At 34.1% G+C, this 16,210-nt stretch carries 14 protein-coding genes; 10 read left to right on the forward strand and 4 right to left on the reverse strand.

The genetic code is table 11. From position 1 onward, the window contains the following. The first annotated feature begins 80 nt into the window (after window positions 1–80). The 7 genes from ACNC7R_RS20315 (at window position 81) to ACNC7R_RS20345 (ending at window position 7,594) form a co-directional block, all read left to right on the forward strand. Window positions 81–1,325, forward strand: a complete 1,245-nt coding sequence (locus ACNC7R_RS20315) for an efflux RND transporter periplasmic adaptor subunit (RefSeq protein ID WP_417942835.1) — start codon at window positions 81–83, stop codon at window positions 1,323–1,325. A 136-nt stretch (window positions 1,326–1,461) separates the two neighbouring features. Then, entirely contained in the window at window positions 1,462–2,169 is a 708-nt protein-coding gene (locus ACNC7R_RS20320; RefSeq protein WP_417942836.1) for an ABC transporter ATP-binding protein, read from the forward strand. 122 nt (window positions 2,170–2,291) lie between these two features. Further along, a complete protein-coding gene (locus tag ACNC7R_RS20325; RefSeq protein ID WP_417942837.1) occupies window positions 2,292–4,724 on the forward strand; it encodes an ABC transporter permease in 2,433 nt (810 codons plus the stop codon). 273 nt (window positions 4,725–4,997) lie between these two features. Beyond that, the gene (locus ACNC7R_RS20330; RefSeq protein ID WP_417942839.1) at window positions 4,998–6,128 is read left to right on the forward strand and encodes a P-loop NTPase; all 1,131 of its coding nucleotides are present in this window, start codon (window positions 4,998–5,000) and stop codon (window positions 6,126–6,128) included. 143 nt (window positions 6,129–6,271) lie between these two features. Then, window positions 6,272–6,511, forward strand: a complete 240-nt coding sequence (locus ACNC7R_RS20335) for a NifU family protein (RefSeq protein ID WP_417942840.1) — start codon at window positions 6,272–6,274, stop codon at window positions 6,509–6,511. 214 nt (window positions 6,512–6,725) lie between these two features. Then, window positions 6,726–7,208, forward strand: coding sequence for a hypothetical protein (locus ACNC7R_RS20340; RefSeq protein WP_417942841.1), 483 nt, complete (start codon window positions 6,726–6,728; stop codon window positions 7,206–7,208). 68 nt (window positions 7,209–7,276) lie between these two features. Next, window positions 7,277–7,594, forward strand: coding sequence for a 2Fe-2S iron-sulfur cluster-binding protein (locus ACNC7R_RS20345; protein ID WP_223681411.1), 318 nt, complete (start codon window positions 7,277–7,279; stop codon window positions 7,592–7,594). Window positions 7,595–7,713: 119 nt separating this feature from the next. Here the strand turns inward: ACNC7R_RS20345 and ACNC7R_RS20350 are convergent, their stop codons facing one another. From ACNC7R_RS20350 to ACNC7R_RS20360, 3 genes are all read right to left on the reverse strand, one after another. Continuing rightward, window positions 7,714–8,703 (reverse strand): aspartate-semialdehyde dehydrogenase, encoded by a 990-nt coding sequence (locus tag ACNC7R_RS20350; RefSeq protein WP_417942842.1) that lies wholly within the window; start codon window positions 8,701–8,703, stop codon window positions 7,714–7,716. 164 nt (window positions 8,704–8,867) lie between these two features. Then, window positions 8,868–9,257: a large-conductance mechanosensitive channel protein MscL gene (gene mscL, locus ACNC7R_RS20355; RefSeq protein ID WP_417942843.1), complete on the reverse strand. Its 390-nt coding sequence runs from the start codon at window positions 9,255–9,257 to the stop codon at window positions 8,868–8,870. Window positions 9,258–9,326: 69 nt separating this feature from the next. After that, window positions 9,327–11,795, reverse strand: coding sequence for a bifunctional UDP-N-acetylmuramoyl-tripeptide:D-alanyl-D-alanine ligase/alanine racemase (locus ACNC7R_RS20360; RefSeq protein WP_417942844.1), 2,469 nt, complete (start codon window positions 11,793–11,795; stop codon window positions 9,327–9,329). Window positions 11,796–11,926: 131 nt separating this feature from the next. Here ACNC7R_RS20360 and ACNC7R_RS20365 point away from each other — a divergent pair, with 131 nt between their 5' ends. Further along, on the forward strand, window positions 11,927–12,532 hold the full coding sequence (locus ACNC7R_RS20365; protein WP_417942845.1) for a hypothetical protein: 606 nt from the start codon (window positions 11,927–11,929) through the stop codon (window positions 12,530–12,532). On the opposite strand, the gene ACNC7R_RS20370 is transcribed toward ACNC7R_RS20365, so the two are convergent. Continuing rightward, window positions 12,527–13,222: a porin family protein gene (locus ACNC7R_RS20370; RefSeq protein ID WP_417942846.1), complete on the reverse strand. Its 696-nt coding sequence runs from the start codon at window positions 13,220–13,222 to the stop codon at window positions 12,527–12,529. The genes ACNC7R_RS20365 and ACNC7R_RS20370 overlap by 6 nt on opposite strands. Window positions 13,223–13,427: 205 nt before the next feature. Here ACNC7R_RS20370 and ACNC7R_RS20375 point away from each other — a divergent pair, with 205 nt between their 5' ends. Together ACNC7R_RS20375 and ACNC7R_RS20380 are read left to right on the forward strand one after the other, a co-directional pair. Then, a complete protein-coding gene (locus ACNC7R_RS20375; protein WP_417942847.1) occupies window positions 13,428–13,781 on the forward strand; it encodes a hypothetical protein in 354 nt (117 codons plus the stop codon). 152 nt (window positions 13,782–13,933) lie between these two features. Continuing rightward, on the forward strand, window positions 13,934–16,141 hold the full coding sequence (locus tag ACNC7R_RS20380; RefSeq protein ID WP_417942848.1) for a TonB-dependent receptor: 2,208 nt from the start codon (window positions 13,934–13,936) through the stop codon (window positions 16,139–16,141). Window positions 16,142–16,210: the final 69 nt, after the last annotated feature.

The following is a 16,210-nucleotide window of genomic DNA, read 5'->3' on the forward strand; positions in this document are numbered from 1 at the left end:
CTTTTAAAATCAATACTTTACAAATAATAAATTTAATGGCACAGTATTTATCAATTGATAATCAGTAAATTATTTAAAACATGGACAAGGTAATTCCTCGTAAAAATAGAAAATTTAGGTATCTCACAATAGCAATTGGCGTTTTTTTAGCTATGGCTGTGATTCTCTTTTTTTCGTTCAATACGAAAAGAAGTTTAAATGTAAAAGCAGAAGAAATTTCAGTTCAAAAAGTCGAAAAAGCTTTTTTTGAAGATTTTGTGGTTTTTCAGGCCAAAGTTGAACCTTTAAACGTAATGCTTGTAAATGTAACAGAAGGCGGATCCGTGAAAGAGATTTTTGTTGAAAACGGCGCCATGGTAACGAAAGGACAATCGCTGGCAAGATTATACAATCCGAATACTGAATTGAATTATCTGACTCAGGAAACCGCTATTATTGAACAGATTAATAATCTCAATTCAGGAAAACTGAACATTAGAAATCAGGAATTAAGCTTAAATAAAGATTTGGTTTTGATTGAACATGATTATAATGACGCCAAAAGATTGTATGATATGAATTCGAAATTATTCGCCAAAGATGTGATTTCGAAAAACGACTGGAATACTTTTAAAGAAAGTTTACGCTTTCAGGAAGAACGCAAAAAAACGATTCAGCAAAGTATCCAAAAAGAAAAACAATCCAATCAGTTACAGATTTCACAGATTAACCGTTCCATTCAGACCATGGAGAAAAGTCTGGAAATTTTGAGAAACAACAAAAAGAATTTCCTGATCACCGCTCCCGAATCCGGAAGACTGACTTCTTTTGAACCGGTTTTAGGAAAAACATTTCAGGCGGGAGAGAGCATCGGAAAAATCGATTCAAAACGCGGCTACAAACTGGCTGCCAATGTAGATGAATTTTATTTAGAGAAAGTTCGTGAAGGTTTAAAAGGCCAGATTGAGTTTAAAGGAAAAACTGTTGAAGTAATCGTAACCAAAGTAATTCCGGAAGTAAAAAACGGTCATTTTACGGTAGAACTGGTTTTTACATCTAAAGAAAATATCGCGTTACAGGACGGATTAAGTTTTGGCGTCAAACTGATTTTGTCAGAAAAAAGCAAAACATTGGTTATTTCAAAGGGAAGCTTCAATCAGGAAACAGCAGGAAAATGGATCTTTGTAGTAAAAGGAAATAAAGCCGAAAGAAGAAACATAAAATTAGGACGGGAAAACCCTTCGTATTATGAAGTTCTCGAGGGATTAAAAGAGGGCGAATCAGTAATTACATCATCTTATTCAGATTATAAGGATATTGAGGAGCTTTCACTAAATAAAGAATAGTTTATTTTGTTTCAAGTTTCAGGTTTCAAGTTAACGGACTGAAACCTGAAACTTGAAACCTGAAACAATTAGAACAAAATCATCATTTCAATCATCAATCAAAAAACGAGTCAATAACATTTAACACCTTTACAAAATGATAAAAATTCAGAATTTAACTAAAGTTTTTAGAACGGAAGAAGTAGAAACATCAGCATTGAGCGGTATTTCTTTAGAAATTAAAAAAGGAGATTTTTTAACTATCATGGGGCCTTCAGGGTGTGGAAAATCTACTTTATTAAATATCATTGGACTTTTAGACAGCGCAACTGAAGGAAGTTACAAATTACTAGACCAGGAAATGATTGGTTTGAAAGAAAAAGGAAGAGCTCAGATTCGAAAAGAAAATATCGGGTTCATTTTTCAGAACTTCAACCTTATCGATGAACTTTCTGTTTATGACAATATCGAATTGCCTTTACTTTACAATAATATAAAAGCTGCAGACAGAAAACAAAAAATTGAGGCTATTGCAGAAAAACTAAACATTTCACATCGCCTGAAACATTTTCCACAGCAGCTTTCGGGAGGACAGCAGCAAAGAGTAGCCGTTGCCAGAGCTTTGGTAAATGATCCCAAAATTATTCTTGCCGATGAGCCAACCGGAAATCTGGATAGTAAAAACGGAAATGAAGTTATGGAACTCTTAACCAATCTGCATGCTAAAGGCTCCACCATTTTGATGGTTACACATTCTGATTATGATGCTTCGTTTTCGCAAAGAACCATTCATATGAAAGATGGTGTAATCTTTTCTGAAAAATTAAATCAACGAAATGTTGATGTTTTTATGGACGCTAAATAAGAAAAGATGCTAAAATTCATTGTAACCGCAATCATAATTCTGGTAGAGTTTGTTTGCAAAATATTCGCAATTGTTTAAAAAACGTTTTTTTAAAACTGAAATAATTATAAAAAACAGACACCATGATTTATAACTGGTTTAAAATATTTATTTATCATTTAAAACAAAACAAACTGTTTTCGTTTTTAAATGTTTTAGGATTAAGCATCGGGATTGCGAGCGTGATTTTTGCTATCTTATATTGGAATAATGAAAATGCATACGATCAATGGAATCCAAACAAAGAAAACGCTTATATGGTGCTGAACAAAATTGGCGCAACGGGGGATACTTGGGGATCAAATTCAATACCTTTTGGAGAAACCTGCAAAGCTACAATTCCTGAAATTGAAAAAATCTGCTTCTTTAACACCTGGTACGATGAAGATCTCATCAAATATCAAGGCCAAAAATTAATGGCTAAAAAGATTAGCGTAAGCGATGAAAATTTCTTTGATTTTTTCCCTTTCGAAATTTTAAAAGGCGCTAAAACCAATGTCTTAAAAGAAAAAAACAGCGTTGCAATTTCTGAAGAACAAGCAAAATTGATTTTCAGAGACGAAGATCCAATTGGAAAAGCGATCACCTATAATACTAGAGCATATACTGTAAAAGCTATCTATCGAATTACCAAACCCTCATCAATGGAGCCAAACTATATTTTTAGCGGTGTAAAACGTGAAAATGACATCAACAGTTGGGGAAATTTCAATTACGGCCTTCTTGTAAAAATCAAAAAGGATGCTGATCCTGTTGCCGTTTTAAAGAAAATGCAAAACGTAAATTATGTAAACCGAACTTTGAAAGATGCCAAAGAAAACGGTCAGACACCAGAACAATATGTAAAAGAAAATGGTGAAATCACTGTGATATTAGACCAATTACAAATGTCTCGTTTACACGGAACAAAAAGCTCAGCAGGACAAAATTTTCCGGAAGGCACAGGGAATTTAAAACTGCTTTACATTATGGCCGGTTTATCAATTTTGATTTTAGTTTTATCCTTAGTAAACTACATCAATTTAGCCACTGCATCTGCAATAAAACGCGCTAAAGAAGTAGGTGTCCGCAAAATTGTGGGCGCAACAAAAAACCAAATTATCAGACAATTCATCTTTGAAACTGCAATAATTGTTGTAATTGCTATTGTGTTTGCACTCGCAATTGTAGAGCTTTCATTGCCCTATTACAATACATTTTTGAAAAAAACTTTAACCTTGAATGGGAGTGAATTTTACCTGCAGCTCATTATGATTTTTGGATTAGTAATCATACTTGCGGGTATCTTCCCTGCCATTTACATCTCAAATTTTGAAACTTTAAAGGTTCTTAAAGGTAATTTTTCCAGAAGTAAAAGCGGTATCTGGATTCGGAATTCTATGCTTATTTTTCAGTTCGGAATCGCAGCATTTTTTATCATTGGTGCTTTGATTGTCAATTCGCAGGTTAATTATATGATGAACAAAGATCTAGGATTTAACGGTGATCAGGTAATTTCGATTCCGTATAACAAACCAGACAGACAAAAAAGAACGCAACAATATGGTGTTGATAAACCCGAAATTAAAAAAATTCCAGGAGTTGTTGATGTTTCTACTTTCGCGGGAAGTTTTGGCGGCAGCACGAATTCTAGTTCTGGATTTACGCATAATGGTATTTTTGTTCAGCCAAGAAATGTTGAAATGGATTTTGGCTTTCTTGAGATGATGAAAATCAAAATCGTTGAAGGACGTGATTTGTCGCCAAAATTTGCCTCAGACACCGTGAGCAGTATGCTAATTAACGAAACACTTGTTAAAACTTTGAATTTAAAAAAACCAATAAATACAATAATTACTTCGGGATGGTCTAAAGACAATAGTGAGAATTTGAAATTCAAAATTGTGGGCGTTGTAAAAGATTTTCACATTACAGGTTTACAAAAAAAAGTTCCTCCAATGGTCTTTGTAAACATCAAAACTTTGGGATGGAACAACTTCAACAACGTTTTTGTAAAGGTTTCTCCAAATAATTTAACAGAAACGTTAGAAAATTTGAAAAAATATTGGGAGAAAAATGTCAACCCAGACTATCCTTTTGATTATGAATTTGTTAATAAAGGATTTGCTAAAACTTATGAGGAACAAATTAAGCAAAAAAACCTGTTTTTCATTCTAAATATGGTTGTAATAGTAATTGCAGTTTTTGGATTATTTGCTTTAGCATCATTTTCTATGGAAAGAAGACTGAAAGAAATCGCCATAAGAAAAACTCTTGGTGCCGAAACAGATATACTGCTTAAAGAACTATCAAAACAATACATCATTTTCTGCTTAATGGGATTTGCAGTCGGAATTGTACCAGCCTATATTTTATTAGAAAAATGGCTTGAAGATTTTGCTTTTAGAATTAATATTTCGGTTGTTCCGTTTTCGATATCACTAATTTCATTATTGGCATTAACTTTGATAATTGTTTTAGCAAAAGCATATCAGGTAACAAAAATTGATATTTTGAAATACCTAAAATACGAATAACTTGTAGACCATTTTTTTTAGAAACCCGCTGAATCAGTATATTTAGCGGGCTTCTTTTTTTCCTGAGTCTCCATTTATTTTTTCTCCGTTAAAATCCCATTCTAATTTCAGAATGTCTTTTATAAAGTTATCATTTTGAATAATTGTAATATCAACAAATACAATTCAAAACAGCAAAAATCCGAACTTAATGCGTTATCTTTGCAAACTGAATTTAGTTAAATTAATATTACTGTAAATTAATTTCACTCATTAGAAAACATTATATCAAAAATGAAATTAGATAGAAAAGAAATTCTTAAAGCTCTGGAAACTATAACCATAGCTGGAGAAGGCAAAAATATGGTGGAAAGCGGTGCTGTTGCCAACGTTATTACATTTGGTGATGAAGTAGTGGTAGATTTAGTGCTTCATACACCTGCAATGCACATTAAAAAAAGAGCAGAAGACGATGTTAAAAAAACCATTCATGAGTTGATATCGGCAGAGGCTAAAGTCAAAGTTAATGTTAAAGTTGAAGTTCCTGAAAAAGTCGAAATTAAAGGTCGTGCTATTCCGGGAATCAAAAATATTATCGCTGTTGCTTCCGGAAAAGGAGGTGTCGGAAAATCTACTGTTACCGCAAATTTAGCCGTAACTCTTGCAAAAATGGGATTTAAAGTTGGGGTTCTGGATGCTGATATTTACGGTCCTTCAATGCCTATTATGTTTGACGTTGAAAACGAGAAACCAATTTCGGTTACCGTTGATGGAAAATCAAAAATGAAACCTGTAGAAAGTTACGAAATCAAAATGCTTTCTATAGGATTTTTTACTGCACCAAGCCAGGCTGTTATATGGAGAGGTCCAATGGCCGCAAAAGCTTTGAACCAAATGATTTTTGATGCTGATTGGGGAGAATTGGATTTTATGCTTTTGGATTTGCCTCCGGGAACAGGTGATATTCACCTTTCGATCATGCAGTCATTGCCTATAACAGGTGCTGTAGTAGTAAGCACTCCACAAGCAGTTGCTTTAGCAGATGCTAAAAAAGGAGTGTCAATGTTTATGCAGGACAATATAAATGTGCCCGTTCTAGGGATTATTGAAAATATGGCATACTTTACACCTGAAGAATTACCAGAAAATAAATATTATATCTTTGGAAAAGAAGGCGCTAAAAATCTGGCAGAAGATTTAAATGTTCCCTTTTTAGGAGAAGTACCAATTGTACAATCTATTCGTGAAGCAGGAGATTATGGCCGCCCGGCAGCTTTGCAAACAGCTTCACCAATTGAAACTGTATTTGAAGAGATTACGCGAAATGTGGTTCAGGAAACAGTAAACAGAAACGAAAGCCTGCCTGCAACAGAAGCCATAAAAATCACCACAATGGCAGGTTGTTCAGCAGTAAAGAAAAATTAGATAATTGAGATAATGAGATAATTAGATAATTTGAAAATAAGATAATGAAATAATTGGGACCGTTTAAAAATTACCTAATTGACACATTCTCTAAATTAACACATTCTCTAATTGGCACATTCTCTAATTGACACATTAATATTATGACAACAGAAGAATTAACAAGCAACGTATTATTGGCTCTTGATGAAATCAGACCTTTTTTAAATTCTGATGGGGGCGACATTACGCTGATTTCTATTGAAGACGACAAACATGTAACAGTTCGTCTTGAAGGAGCCTGCATCAGCTGCAGTGTAAATCAGATGACTTTAAAAGCAGGCGTGGAAACCACTATCAAAAAATATGCTCCGCAAATAGAAACCGTGGTGAATATTATGTAATAAAATAAACGCTTTACTCTTATTTGCAGATTATTTTTTTTTAATAAGAATAATAGCTATTTGAGCATTTTTACTGAAATTCTATATCCAAATATGTTAAAATACATATTTTTTTACGATTTTAATAAAAAATAATAAAAAGATTTGAGACATTCTGTTAAGAAATTGCTACAGATTTAACTTAAATTTGTAGCAAACCCTTAAATCTTTAAATATGAAAAAATATTACGCACTTTTTATATTATTGTTTTTAGTCTCCGTAAATTATGCTCAACTAAATTCAGAAACATTGATTGTAGATAAGGCATGGGTTAACGATTCAGAAGAGTGGTCTGATTACACTTATTCAGGAAAAATTGTATTTTCTATGAACAGTCAAAGTGAAGAAGGTAGTTTTAGAGTTGGTAATTACGATTTTTTATATGATTTTTGCGAAGGAAAGGCAAAGTTCTCAGATAAAACGACTTATAGTACCGCAGAATTTTCACACCCTCGTAAAATAACTGCTCAGACAGATAAACAAGGTATCGTGAATACAACGTACGAAGGTACATTGATTTTTCAGTCCGACAACGATTATTATTCTGTAATAGCTATTGTAACATTGCTGGAAAAAGGTGGGAATTATCTGGGCGCAAAAATGCATCTCAAAGACAGTAGCAGAAAAGAATATGCTTTTAGTTTAAAATCAAGTTAATTAAAAATAATTCCGGAATTTGTTCACGTTATCAAATTCCAAATCAAGTAAAATTCCAATAGTTTAAAATGGATGTATTAATAAAGATTAAAGACCGCGAAGGAGTTATACACGAATTACAGGCTCCAACTGATATGGCAATGAATATAATGGAGTTATGCAAAGCATACGAACTTCCTGTGGAAGGAACCTGTGGCGGAATGGCTATGTGCGCTTCCTGCCAGTGTTATGTTCTAAATGATGTTGCCTTACCAGAAATGGGAGATGATGAAGAAGCCATGCTTTCAGAAGCCTTTTATGTGAAATCGAATAGCCGTTTAGGATGTCAGATTCCAATTACTACTGAATTAGACGGCCTGGAACTTGAGCTGGCTCCTGAATATTAAAATATAAAAAAGCGAGAATTTATGATTCTTGCTTTTTTTGCACTATCATCATAAAAAAAACCGTAATCACTATTCGCAATTACGGTTTTTTTTCTATAACAATTTTTGTAACCTCAAGTTTACACCAAACCTGCCTGAATTAAATATTCTGCGATTTGAATTGTGTTTGTAGCAGCACCTTTTCTTAAGTTATCTGCAACAATCCACAAGTTTAAAGTATTTGGCTGGCTTTCGTCACGACGAATTCTTCCAACAAAAACTTCATTTTTACCTTCTGCAAATAAAGGCATTGGATAAGAAAACGCATCCAGATCATCCTGAACCACTACTCCATCAGTATTTTGTAAAATTTCGCGAACTTCTTTTACATCAAAATCATTCGTAAACTCAACATTCACAGCCTCACTATGGCCTCCAACAACAGGTACACGAACTGCAGTAGCCGTAACTCTGATAGTATTGTCTGAAAGGATTTTTTGAGTTTCACGAACTAATTTCATTTCTTCTTTCGTGTATCCGTTAGCTTCGAAACTATCGCATTGCGGAATTGCATTTCTGTGAATTGGGTATTTGTAAGCCATATCCCCTTCAACTCCAGCATACTCATTTTCTAATTGTCTCACCGCTTTTACACCAGTACCGGTAATAGACTGGTAAGTCGAAACAATAATTCTTTTGATATTGTATTTTCTGTGCAAAGGTGCCAAAGCCAATACCATCTGAATCGTAGAGCAGTTTGGATTGGCAATAATTTTATCTTCTTTAGTCAAAATCGAAGCGTTGATTTCAGGAACTACCAATTTTTTAGTTGAATCCATTCTCCACGCAGATGAATTGTCAATTACCGTTGTTCCGGCAGCAGCAAATTTTGGCGCCCACTCTAATGACGTATCACCTCCCGCAGAGAAAACAGCAATATCCGCTTTTAAATCAACTGCAGTCTGCAATCCAACAACTTTATATTTCTGACCTTTATATTCGATTTCTTTACCAACAGATTTCTCTGAAGCAACAGGAATTAATTCTGTAACCGGAAAATTTCTTTCTGCTAAAACTTTTAACATTATCTCGCCAACCATACCGGTGGCGCCTACAACCGCTATTCTCATTTTTATATTTTTTATTATGAATGTTCTATTTTAGATGGCAAAAGTAAGGATAATAAAAACGATTACAATCTGATTCACAAAAAATAACAAATTGTTACAAATTAAACAAAAGAAAAAACCGCCCCAAATTATGGAACGGTTAAGTTAGACTTAGTGTAGCGGTATTAGACCTTATTATTGTTTTTAAGCAAATCTCTAATTTGGGTAAGCAATTCTTCCTGCGTTGGACCGGCTGGTGAGGCAGGAGCAGGTGCTTCTTTCTTTTTTAATTTATTTATTCCTTTTATGATTAGAAATAAAACAAAAGCGACAATTACAAAGTTAATTACTGCCGAAATAAACAAACCATACTTAACACCACCAAAAGCCGTCAGCTCTTCGATAGTGGACAAATGTGCTGCATCCAAAGCCGGTTTCAAAATCAATGGTGTAATTACATTTTCAATTAATGAGCTTACAATTTTACCAAAAGCAGCTCCAATAATCACACCGACAGCCAGATCGACTACGTTGCCTTTCATGGCAAATTCCTTAAATTCTGAAATGAATCCCATAATTATTTTCTTTTTTTATGTAATTAATTAGATATCTAAAGTACATAATTTTACTTAAAGTTCTTTCATCTACCTGAAAAATACCCTTTTTACCCTTTGCGAAATACTGGTCAGGATTTCATAAGGTATCGTTTTTAAAGCTTCTGCAATTTCTATTACTGTTGGAGATTCTCCAAAAATGGTAACCGAATCACCTTCTTTACAATTAATTTCGCTAACATCCACCATCAGCATATCCATACAGACGCTTCCTACTATAGATGCTTTTTGATTTTTTATGGTAACATATCCAACCTGATTGCCCCATAATCTTGAAATTCCGTCTGCATAACCAATTGGAATCGTAGCAATTTTGGTTTCTTTTCCGGCCATAAATCTTCTGCCATAGCCGACACTGTCGCCTGCAGGAATAGTACGAACCTGTGAAATGATCGATTTTAAAGTCCCAACATTTTCCAGATATTTTTGTTCTGAAGAATCATTTGAAACACCGTAAAGGCCAATTCCTAAACGCACCATATCATATTGCGCATCCGGAAAATTACTGATTCCGGAAGTATTCAGGATATGACGGATTGGTTTTACATCTAATTCATTCATTAATTTTGAAGACAGTTTTTCGAATAATCTGATCTGTGACATTGCAAATTCATAATGCTGCATGTCATCGCTCGTTGCCATATGAGATAAAATACTCTGAATACGAACGGTTGAATTTCCTTTTAAAGCAGCAATCAGTTCGTCTATAGTATTTTCTTCAAAACCCAGACGATGCATTCCGGTGTCTAATTTAATATGAATTGGAAAATCTTTTAAATTCTTTTCGCGGGCAATTTTCAAAAAAGCATTTAATCCTTTCAAACTATAAATTTCAGGCTCTAACTGATACTGAATGATTGATGCAAAACTCGTAGATTCAGGATTTAACACCATAATCGGTAATTTTATCCCGCCGTTTTTCAACGAAATCCCTTCATCGGCGAAAGCCACACCCAAATAATCCACTTTATGATGTTCGAGCAATTTGGCTATTTCCAGCCCTCCGTTTCCATAGCCAAATGCTTTAACCATGACCATTATTTTGACATCATGAGCTAATTTCGATTTAAAGAAATTCAAATTATGACTAATGGAATTCAGATTGATTTCCAGAATGGTTTCATGGGTTTTCTCTTCCAGCAAAGACACAATTTCTTCAAACTGAAATGACCTCGCCCCTTTTATCAAAATGGTTTCATTGGCAAAATTCAGATTTTCAAAATCGGCAATAAACTCTGCAGTATTTTGATATGTGCTACAATTCGAAAATTTGTTTTTAAATAACGAAATGGTTGTGCCGATTCCAATAACACGATTGACCTTGTTATCAGCGATTAACTGTGCTACTTTAGAATATAATTCTTCGTTTGAAAATCCGCTTTGAAAAATATCGGATAAAATAACCGTTTTAGACGCATTCTTTTTTTGGCTTTCCAGAAAATCCAGCGCTATTTTTAGAGACTGAAAATCAGAACTGTAACTATCATCAATAATGCTGCAGTTATGGATTCCGTTTTTGACTTCCAGACGCATTTCTACCGGATACAATCCCTGGATACGATCTTGGATCGTTGCAGCATCATATTGAAAATAAAGCAGAACCAATAAACATGAAATGGCATTTTCTACAGAAGCCGAATCGCTAAAAGGGATCTGCAGATCATAATTTTCTTTTTCAAATCGGTATTGAATGCTAGTGGTTTCGTTCTTATTTTCTTTTTTAAGAACAAACACATCCGCTGATTTATCTGTGTAACTCCATGAAAAAAGCTTTCTGGGATGCAGCATGTATTCTGCCGCAAATTGGGATAAACAGGAATCGACAATTTCATTTTTCTGATAAATAATAACGGGTGAATCTTTGAACAAAAGCAGTTTTTCATCAATTTTCTGCACTAAATTTACAAAGCCTTCATCGTGGGCTGTTCCTATATTGGTAAGCACTCCAATAGTAGGTTTAATGATTTCTTCCAGTTTATCCATTTCATTAACGGTCGAAATTCCGGCTTCAAAAATCCCTAAATTGTGTTTTTCGTTAATTGCAATTACCGAAAGAGGCACCCCAACTTGTGAGTTGTAACTTTTAGGGCTTCTGATGATATTGTAATCAGGACTGAGCAAAAAATTGAGCCACTCTTTTACTATTGTTTTTCCATTACTACCCGTTAATCCGATGACAGGTATAGCAAAATGATTTCGATGATAAGCAGCATATTTCTGTAGCGCTCCTAAAGTTGATTTTACAACTAAAAAATTAGCTTTTCCAACACTATTTTCTGGAATATACTGAACTACAAAATTTTGCACTCCCTTTTCTATCAGCTCCAAAATATAATAATGCGCATCATTATTAACTCCTGGCAAAGCAAAAAACAAGGTTTGCGAACCATTTTGAAGTGAACGGCTGTCTATAGAAATATGATCAATAAAAACGTCGGCATCTGAGCCAGTCCAATCAGCTTGAAGAACTGATACAAGGCTTTTTAAATTTACGCTCATTAGAAAAAATCTTTTTTTCAAATTTAAACATTACGCCCGAAAAGAGTTCTAGTTTTCTTAAAAAATAAAGGGTTAACATAAAGCTATTTATATTTAATTTATATTTGTCGAAGACCTCAAATTACAGCGTTTTGAAAAAATTCCTTCCCATATTCTCTTATATATTACATCCGGTTTTCATCCCGATGTACGCTGCATTATTTTATCTTTTTTATAAAGGAAATGTCTTTAGTGTTGAAGAAAAATATTTCGTTTTATTTCAAATCCTGATTATTACTTTTATCGTTCCGGTATTGTTTTTTTTATTGCTAAAATCAACCGGAAATATAAAATCAGTAATGATTCCTGATACTTCTCAACGCATTATTCCGTTGACTCTGCTCTGTTTTTTATTGATATTACTCGTAAAAAGGAGTATTGTAATAAGCCGTTATCCCGAACTACATTTTTTCTTTCTGGGCGGATTATTCAGTACTATTTTTGCCCTAATTTACGCGATTTTCAAAGTAAAAGTCAGTTTACACATGATGGCTATAAGTGGTTTTGCTGTTTTTGTAATTGGACTGAACATGCATCTACAGCTGCATAATCCGTACTGGCCCGCTCTTTTAATTTTATTCAACGGAATTGTGGCATCGTCACGCTTGGAAATGAATGCGCACACGTATAGAGAACTGATAATAGGTTTTTTCGTTGGAATTATTCCTCAGATTTTATTTTTGTATTTGTGGCTATAAAATATAAAAAATAAGACCAAGGTTTATGGTTTTCATCTTGACTTCTTCTCCTGAAACTGTTTTAACATCTTTGAATAAAGGATTCAGCCCATAGTAAAAATAAACATTCCAGGTATTGTAGCCTGCTGAAATGTAAGCTCCATACTGAAACCTGTTGAGATCCGGATTATTGTTAATTCTATACGTGTTTTCACCATCATCCAAAACAGATCTGCTGGATAAAACATAACTGAATTTTAAACCGGTATAAATCCTCCAAAACTTATGACTTTCATAAGTAGAATTTCTCCATCTGAATTCAATTGGCACATCGACTAAATATTGCCTGAACTTGTTTGAAACAAATTCATTATAATCGTTTACGGCATATACAAGCCCATCAGCATTTTTAGAAATATTCAGGTTTTGAAAATAATTCTGATACGACAACCCCAAACCTGCGGCAATAGCGACTGTTCTACTTTTATTAATCGGCATATCGCGCAAAATTCCCGCAGAAATTCCCGCAGAGAATTTATCACGCTTGAGGCCTTCAGGCGTGTCTGACAAAAGATTATACGTAACCGAAATATAGAACTGGTCTTCTCTGTACAAAGAATCAATTTTAACAGGTTTGATTTCAGGTTTTTCTACCTGAGAAAAAACAGTAAAAAACGATATCAGAAATAAACAACTAAAAAATAATCGCATAGTGTGCTTGTGTTAAGAGATTTCAAATAAACGTTTTTGGGATTATTTATTTGACACACAAATATACTATAATGATTGTTTATGAAGGGCTGCAATGCTAATTATTCCGTTTTTGCCTTACATTAAAATATTCTGTTGCACTATTTTCAATAAAAACCGTTAAAGTCAAACATTTTTATATTTGCTTTTATACCTTTGTATCATAATGAAAAGAAGACAGCTCATAACCGGTTTTTCTTTAGGATTGATGGTATTGTTCTCAATACTGTTTCAGTCTATACATAGTTATGAACATATCTCGCAACAGTTTTCTGAAAAAAAATGTCATCATAATTATAAGGATGCAAATGGCGAAATTACGCATCAGCATCATAACGATGATTCATGTTATATCTGTCATTTTGCTTTTGGAAGCTACATAAACCCTGAAAAAATTGCATTTCAGTTTTTCAGCCATCAGCACGAAATTCCTTATTTCTTTGGATTTTCAGAAAGTATCATTTCCTTTTCCGGAAGCCTTTACACTCTTCGCGGGCCACCTTTAGCTATAGTCTCTTAAGTTTTCGATTATCCGAAAAAACACCGTTTTTACTGAATTCTAACTCAGTTAAGTTTTCTGGTTTTCATTAATATGGAAATTCAGCAGACTTAACAGATCTTTTTGATTCGGTTTAAAAGAAAAAAATCATTTAACTATAGCAATCATTTTCAATGAAAAAAATAATAATTGCCCTTATTTTAGGGTTCACGGGCATTCTTTCAGCTCAAAACTCGGTTTCAGGAACTGTTACCGATAATCAAAATCAGCCATTACCTGGCGTTTCGGTTTACACTCCCGAATTACATAAAGGAACCACAACAGACGAAAACGGAAAATATGAATTAAAGAATCTTCCAAACGGAAATTTACGACTTACTTTTTCTTATGTAGGCTATGCCAATCAAAATAAAACCATTGTTAAACTGGCAAAAGAAAACACATTAGACATTATACTTTTAGAATCCATTTTAGAAATGGATGAAGTCGTGGTTTCTACTCCTTTTAACAAACTCCAATCGCAAAACGTGATGAAAATTGATCACGAAAGCATTAAAACATTACAGCAAAAAGGGACTTCAACCTTAATCGAAGGACTGGCGACAATTCCTGGAGTTTCTCAGATTTCTACAGGAACTTCTATTGGAAAGCCTGTAATTCGCGGATTGAGCGGAAATCGTGTTTTGGTTTATTCTCAGGGTGTCCGCATCGAAAACCAGCAGTTTGGAGACGAACATGGATTAGGGTTAAATGATGCCGGAATCGAAAGTGTCGAGGTAATCAAAGGACCAGCTTCTTTATTGTACGGCTCTGATGCTTTGGGAGGCGTTCTATATTTCAATCCTGAGAAATTTGCTGATGCAGGTGATTTCAAAGCTAATTTCAGCCAAAAATACTTTACCAATACACAGGGAAGTAATTCATCTATCGGATTAAAAACTTCTACAGACAGCTGGAAATTTCTTGCCCGTGGAAGCTTCAACACACATTCTGATTATAAAATTGCCGATGGCGACCGTGTGACCAATTCACGCTATAATGAAACTGACTTTAAAACCGGAATAGGGTACAGCAACTCGACTTTTTCAAGTGTTTTACGTTACAATTACAATAAACTGGATATCGGAATTCCCGAGGATGGAATCGCTGAGCAATCTTCAAGCAAAGACACCCAGTTTCCAAGACAGGGAATTTTCAATCATTTATTGAGTTTAAACAATGTCATCTTTTTTGAAAATTCTAAACTGGATGTTGATTTGGGCTACATCTCTAATGACAGAAGCGAATTTGAAGACAGCAATGACGCTGCTCTTAGAATGAAACTGAATACTTTCAATTATAATGCAAAATACCATTTCCCAAAATTCGGAAAAATCGAAACTATTTTAGGGGTTCAGGGAATGCATCAGACAAACAAAAATTCTGGCGAAGAATACCTGATTCCTGATGCGACAACAAACGATTTTGGAATATTTGGAACGGCGAATTATGAATGGAATAACAGTGTGCTGCAAGCCGGATTACGTTTTGACAACCGAAACGTGACTTCTGAAGCACACGGAATACAAGGTGAAGAAGGTTCTTTTGAAGCTTTAGACCGCTCATTTGACAGCTTTAATGCTTCATTAGGATATAAAACAAAATTAGCAGAACCACTGACACTTCGTTTAAACGTAGCTACCGGATTCAGAGCGCCAAACTTAGCAGAATTAACGTCAAACGGTGTTCATGAAGGAACAAATCGTTACGAAATTGGAAATGCAAATTTGAAAACAGAACAAAATGTTCAGACAGATTTAAACTTAGAATATAAAAATTCTCATTTTGAGTTTTTCGTAAACGGATTTTACAACCACGTAAACCATTACATCTACACTTCGCCAACTGGAGAAATTCGTGATGACAATGATGTTTTTGCTTATGTTCAGGATAATGCTAAATTATTTGGTGGCGAAGCCGGACTGCATTTTCATCCGCATCCATTAGACTGGCTTCATTTTGAAACCAGTTTTGAAACCGTAACCGGTAAAAAAGACAATGATGATTACCTGCCTTTAATTCCGGCAAACAATTGGAATAACACGTTAAGAACCGAATTTAATATTAAAAACTGGTTAAGCGAAGGTTTTGCTTCATTAAATGTTTCTTCGACTTTTGATCAGGATAATGTGAGTGGCTTTGAAACTGCTTCAAAAGGATATACTTTGGTCAATTTAGGTTTTGGAGGGACAGTAAAATTAGGTAAAACTGCTTTTGATGTAAATCTTAACGGAAATAATTTATTCGATAAAAAATATATTGCGCACCTTTCTAGATTGAAAACAGACGGAATCCCAAATATTGGGCGAAATATTGTTTTGGGTGTGAATTTCAATCTGTAACATTTTTTAAACCATATAAGTTATATAAGTTCATTTAATTTAAGCCTGCTTACATTTACTTATATAACT

This window comes from Flavobacterium adiutor (genome assembly GCF_048282555.1).
In the GTDB taxonomy this organism is placed as follows: Bacteria; Bacteroidota; Bacteroidia; order Flavobacteriales; family Flavobacteriaceae; genus Flavobacterium.

Excerpts from the sequence above, each read along its gene's own strand:
- ACNC7R_RS20315 (WP_417942835.1), top strand. The coding sequence starts at position 81 with ATGGACAAGGTAATTCCTCGTAAAAATAGAAAATTTAGGTATCTCACA.
- ACNC7R_RS20320 (WP_417942836.1), top strand. The coding sequence starts at position 1,462 with ATGATAAAAATTCAGAATTTAACTAAAGTTTTTAGAACGGAAGAAGTA.
- ACNC7R_RS20325 (WP_417942837.1), top strand. The coding sequence starts at position 2,292 with ATGATTTATAACTGGTTTAAAATATTTATTTATCATTTAAAACAAAAC.
- ACNC7R_RS20330 (WP_417942839.1), top strand. The coding sequence starts at position 4,998 with ATGAAATTAGATAGAAAAGAAATTCTTAAAGCTCTGGAAACTATAACC.
- ACNC7R_RS20335 (WP_417942840.1), top strand. The coding sequence starts at position 6,272 with ATGACAACAGAAGAATTAACAAGCAACGTATTATTGGCTCTTGATGAA.
- ACNC7R_RS20340 (WP_417942841.1), top strand. The coding sequence starts at position 6,726 with ATGAAAAAATATTACGCACTTTTTATATTATTGTTTTTAGTCTCCGTA.
- ACNC7R_RS20345 (WP_223681411.1), top strand. The coding sequence starts at position 7,277 with ATGGATGTATTAATAAAGATTAAAGACCGCGAAGGAGTTATACACGAA.
- ACNC7R_RS20350 (WP_417942842.1), bottom strand. The coding sequence starts at position 8,703 with ATGAGAATAGCGGTTGTAGGCGCCACCGGTATGGTTGGCGAGATAATG.
- mscL (WP_417942843.1), bottom strand. The coding sequence starts at position 9,257 with ATGGGATTCATTTCAGAATTTAAGGAATTTGCCATGAAAGGCAACGTA.
- ACNC7R_RS20360 (WP_417942844.1), bottom strand. The coding sequence starts at position 11,795 with ATGAGCGTAAATTTAAAAAGCCTTGTATCAGTTCTTCAAGCTGATTGG.
- ACNC7R_RS20370 (WP_417942846.1), bottom strand. The coding sequence starts at position 13,222 with ATGCGATTATTTTTTAGTTGTTTATTTCTGATATCGTTTTTTACTGTT.
- ACNC7R_RS20375 (WP_417942847.1), top strand. The coding sequence starts at position 13,428 with ATGAAAAGAAGACAGCTCATAACCGGTTTTTCTTTAGGATTGATGGTA.
- ACNC7R_RS20380 (WP_417942848.1), top strand. The coding sequence starts at position 13,934 with ATGAAAAAAATAATAATTGCCCTTATTTTAGGGTTCACGGGCATTCTT.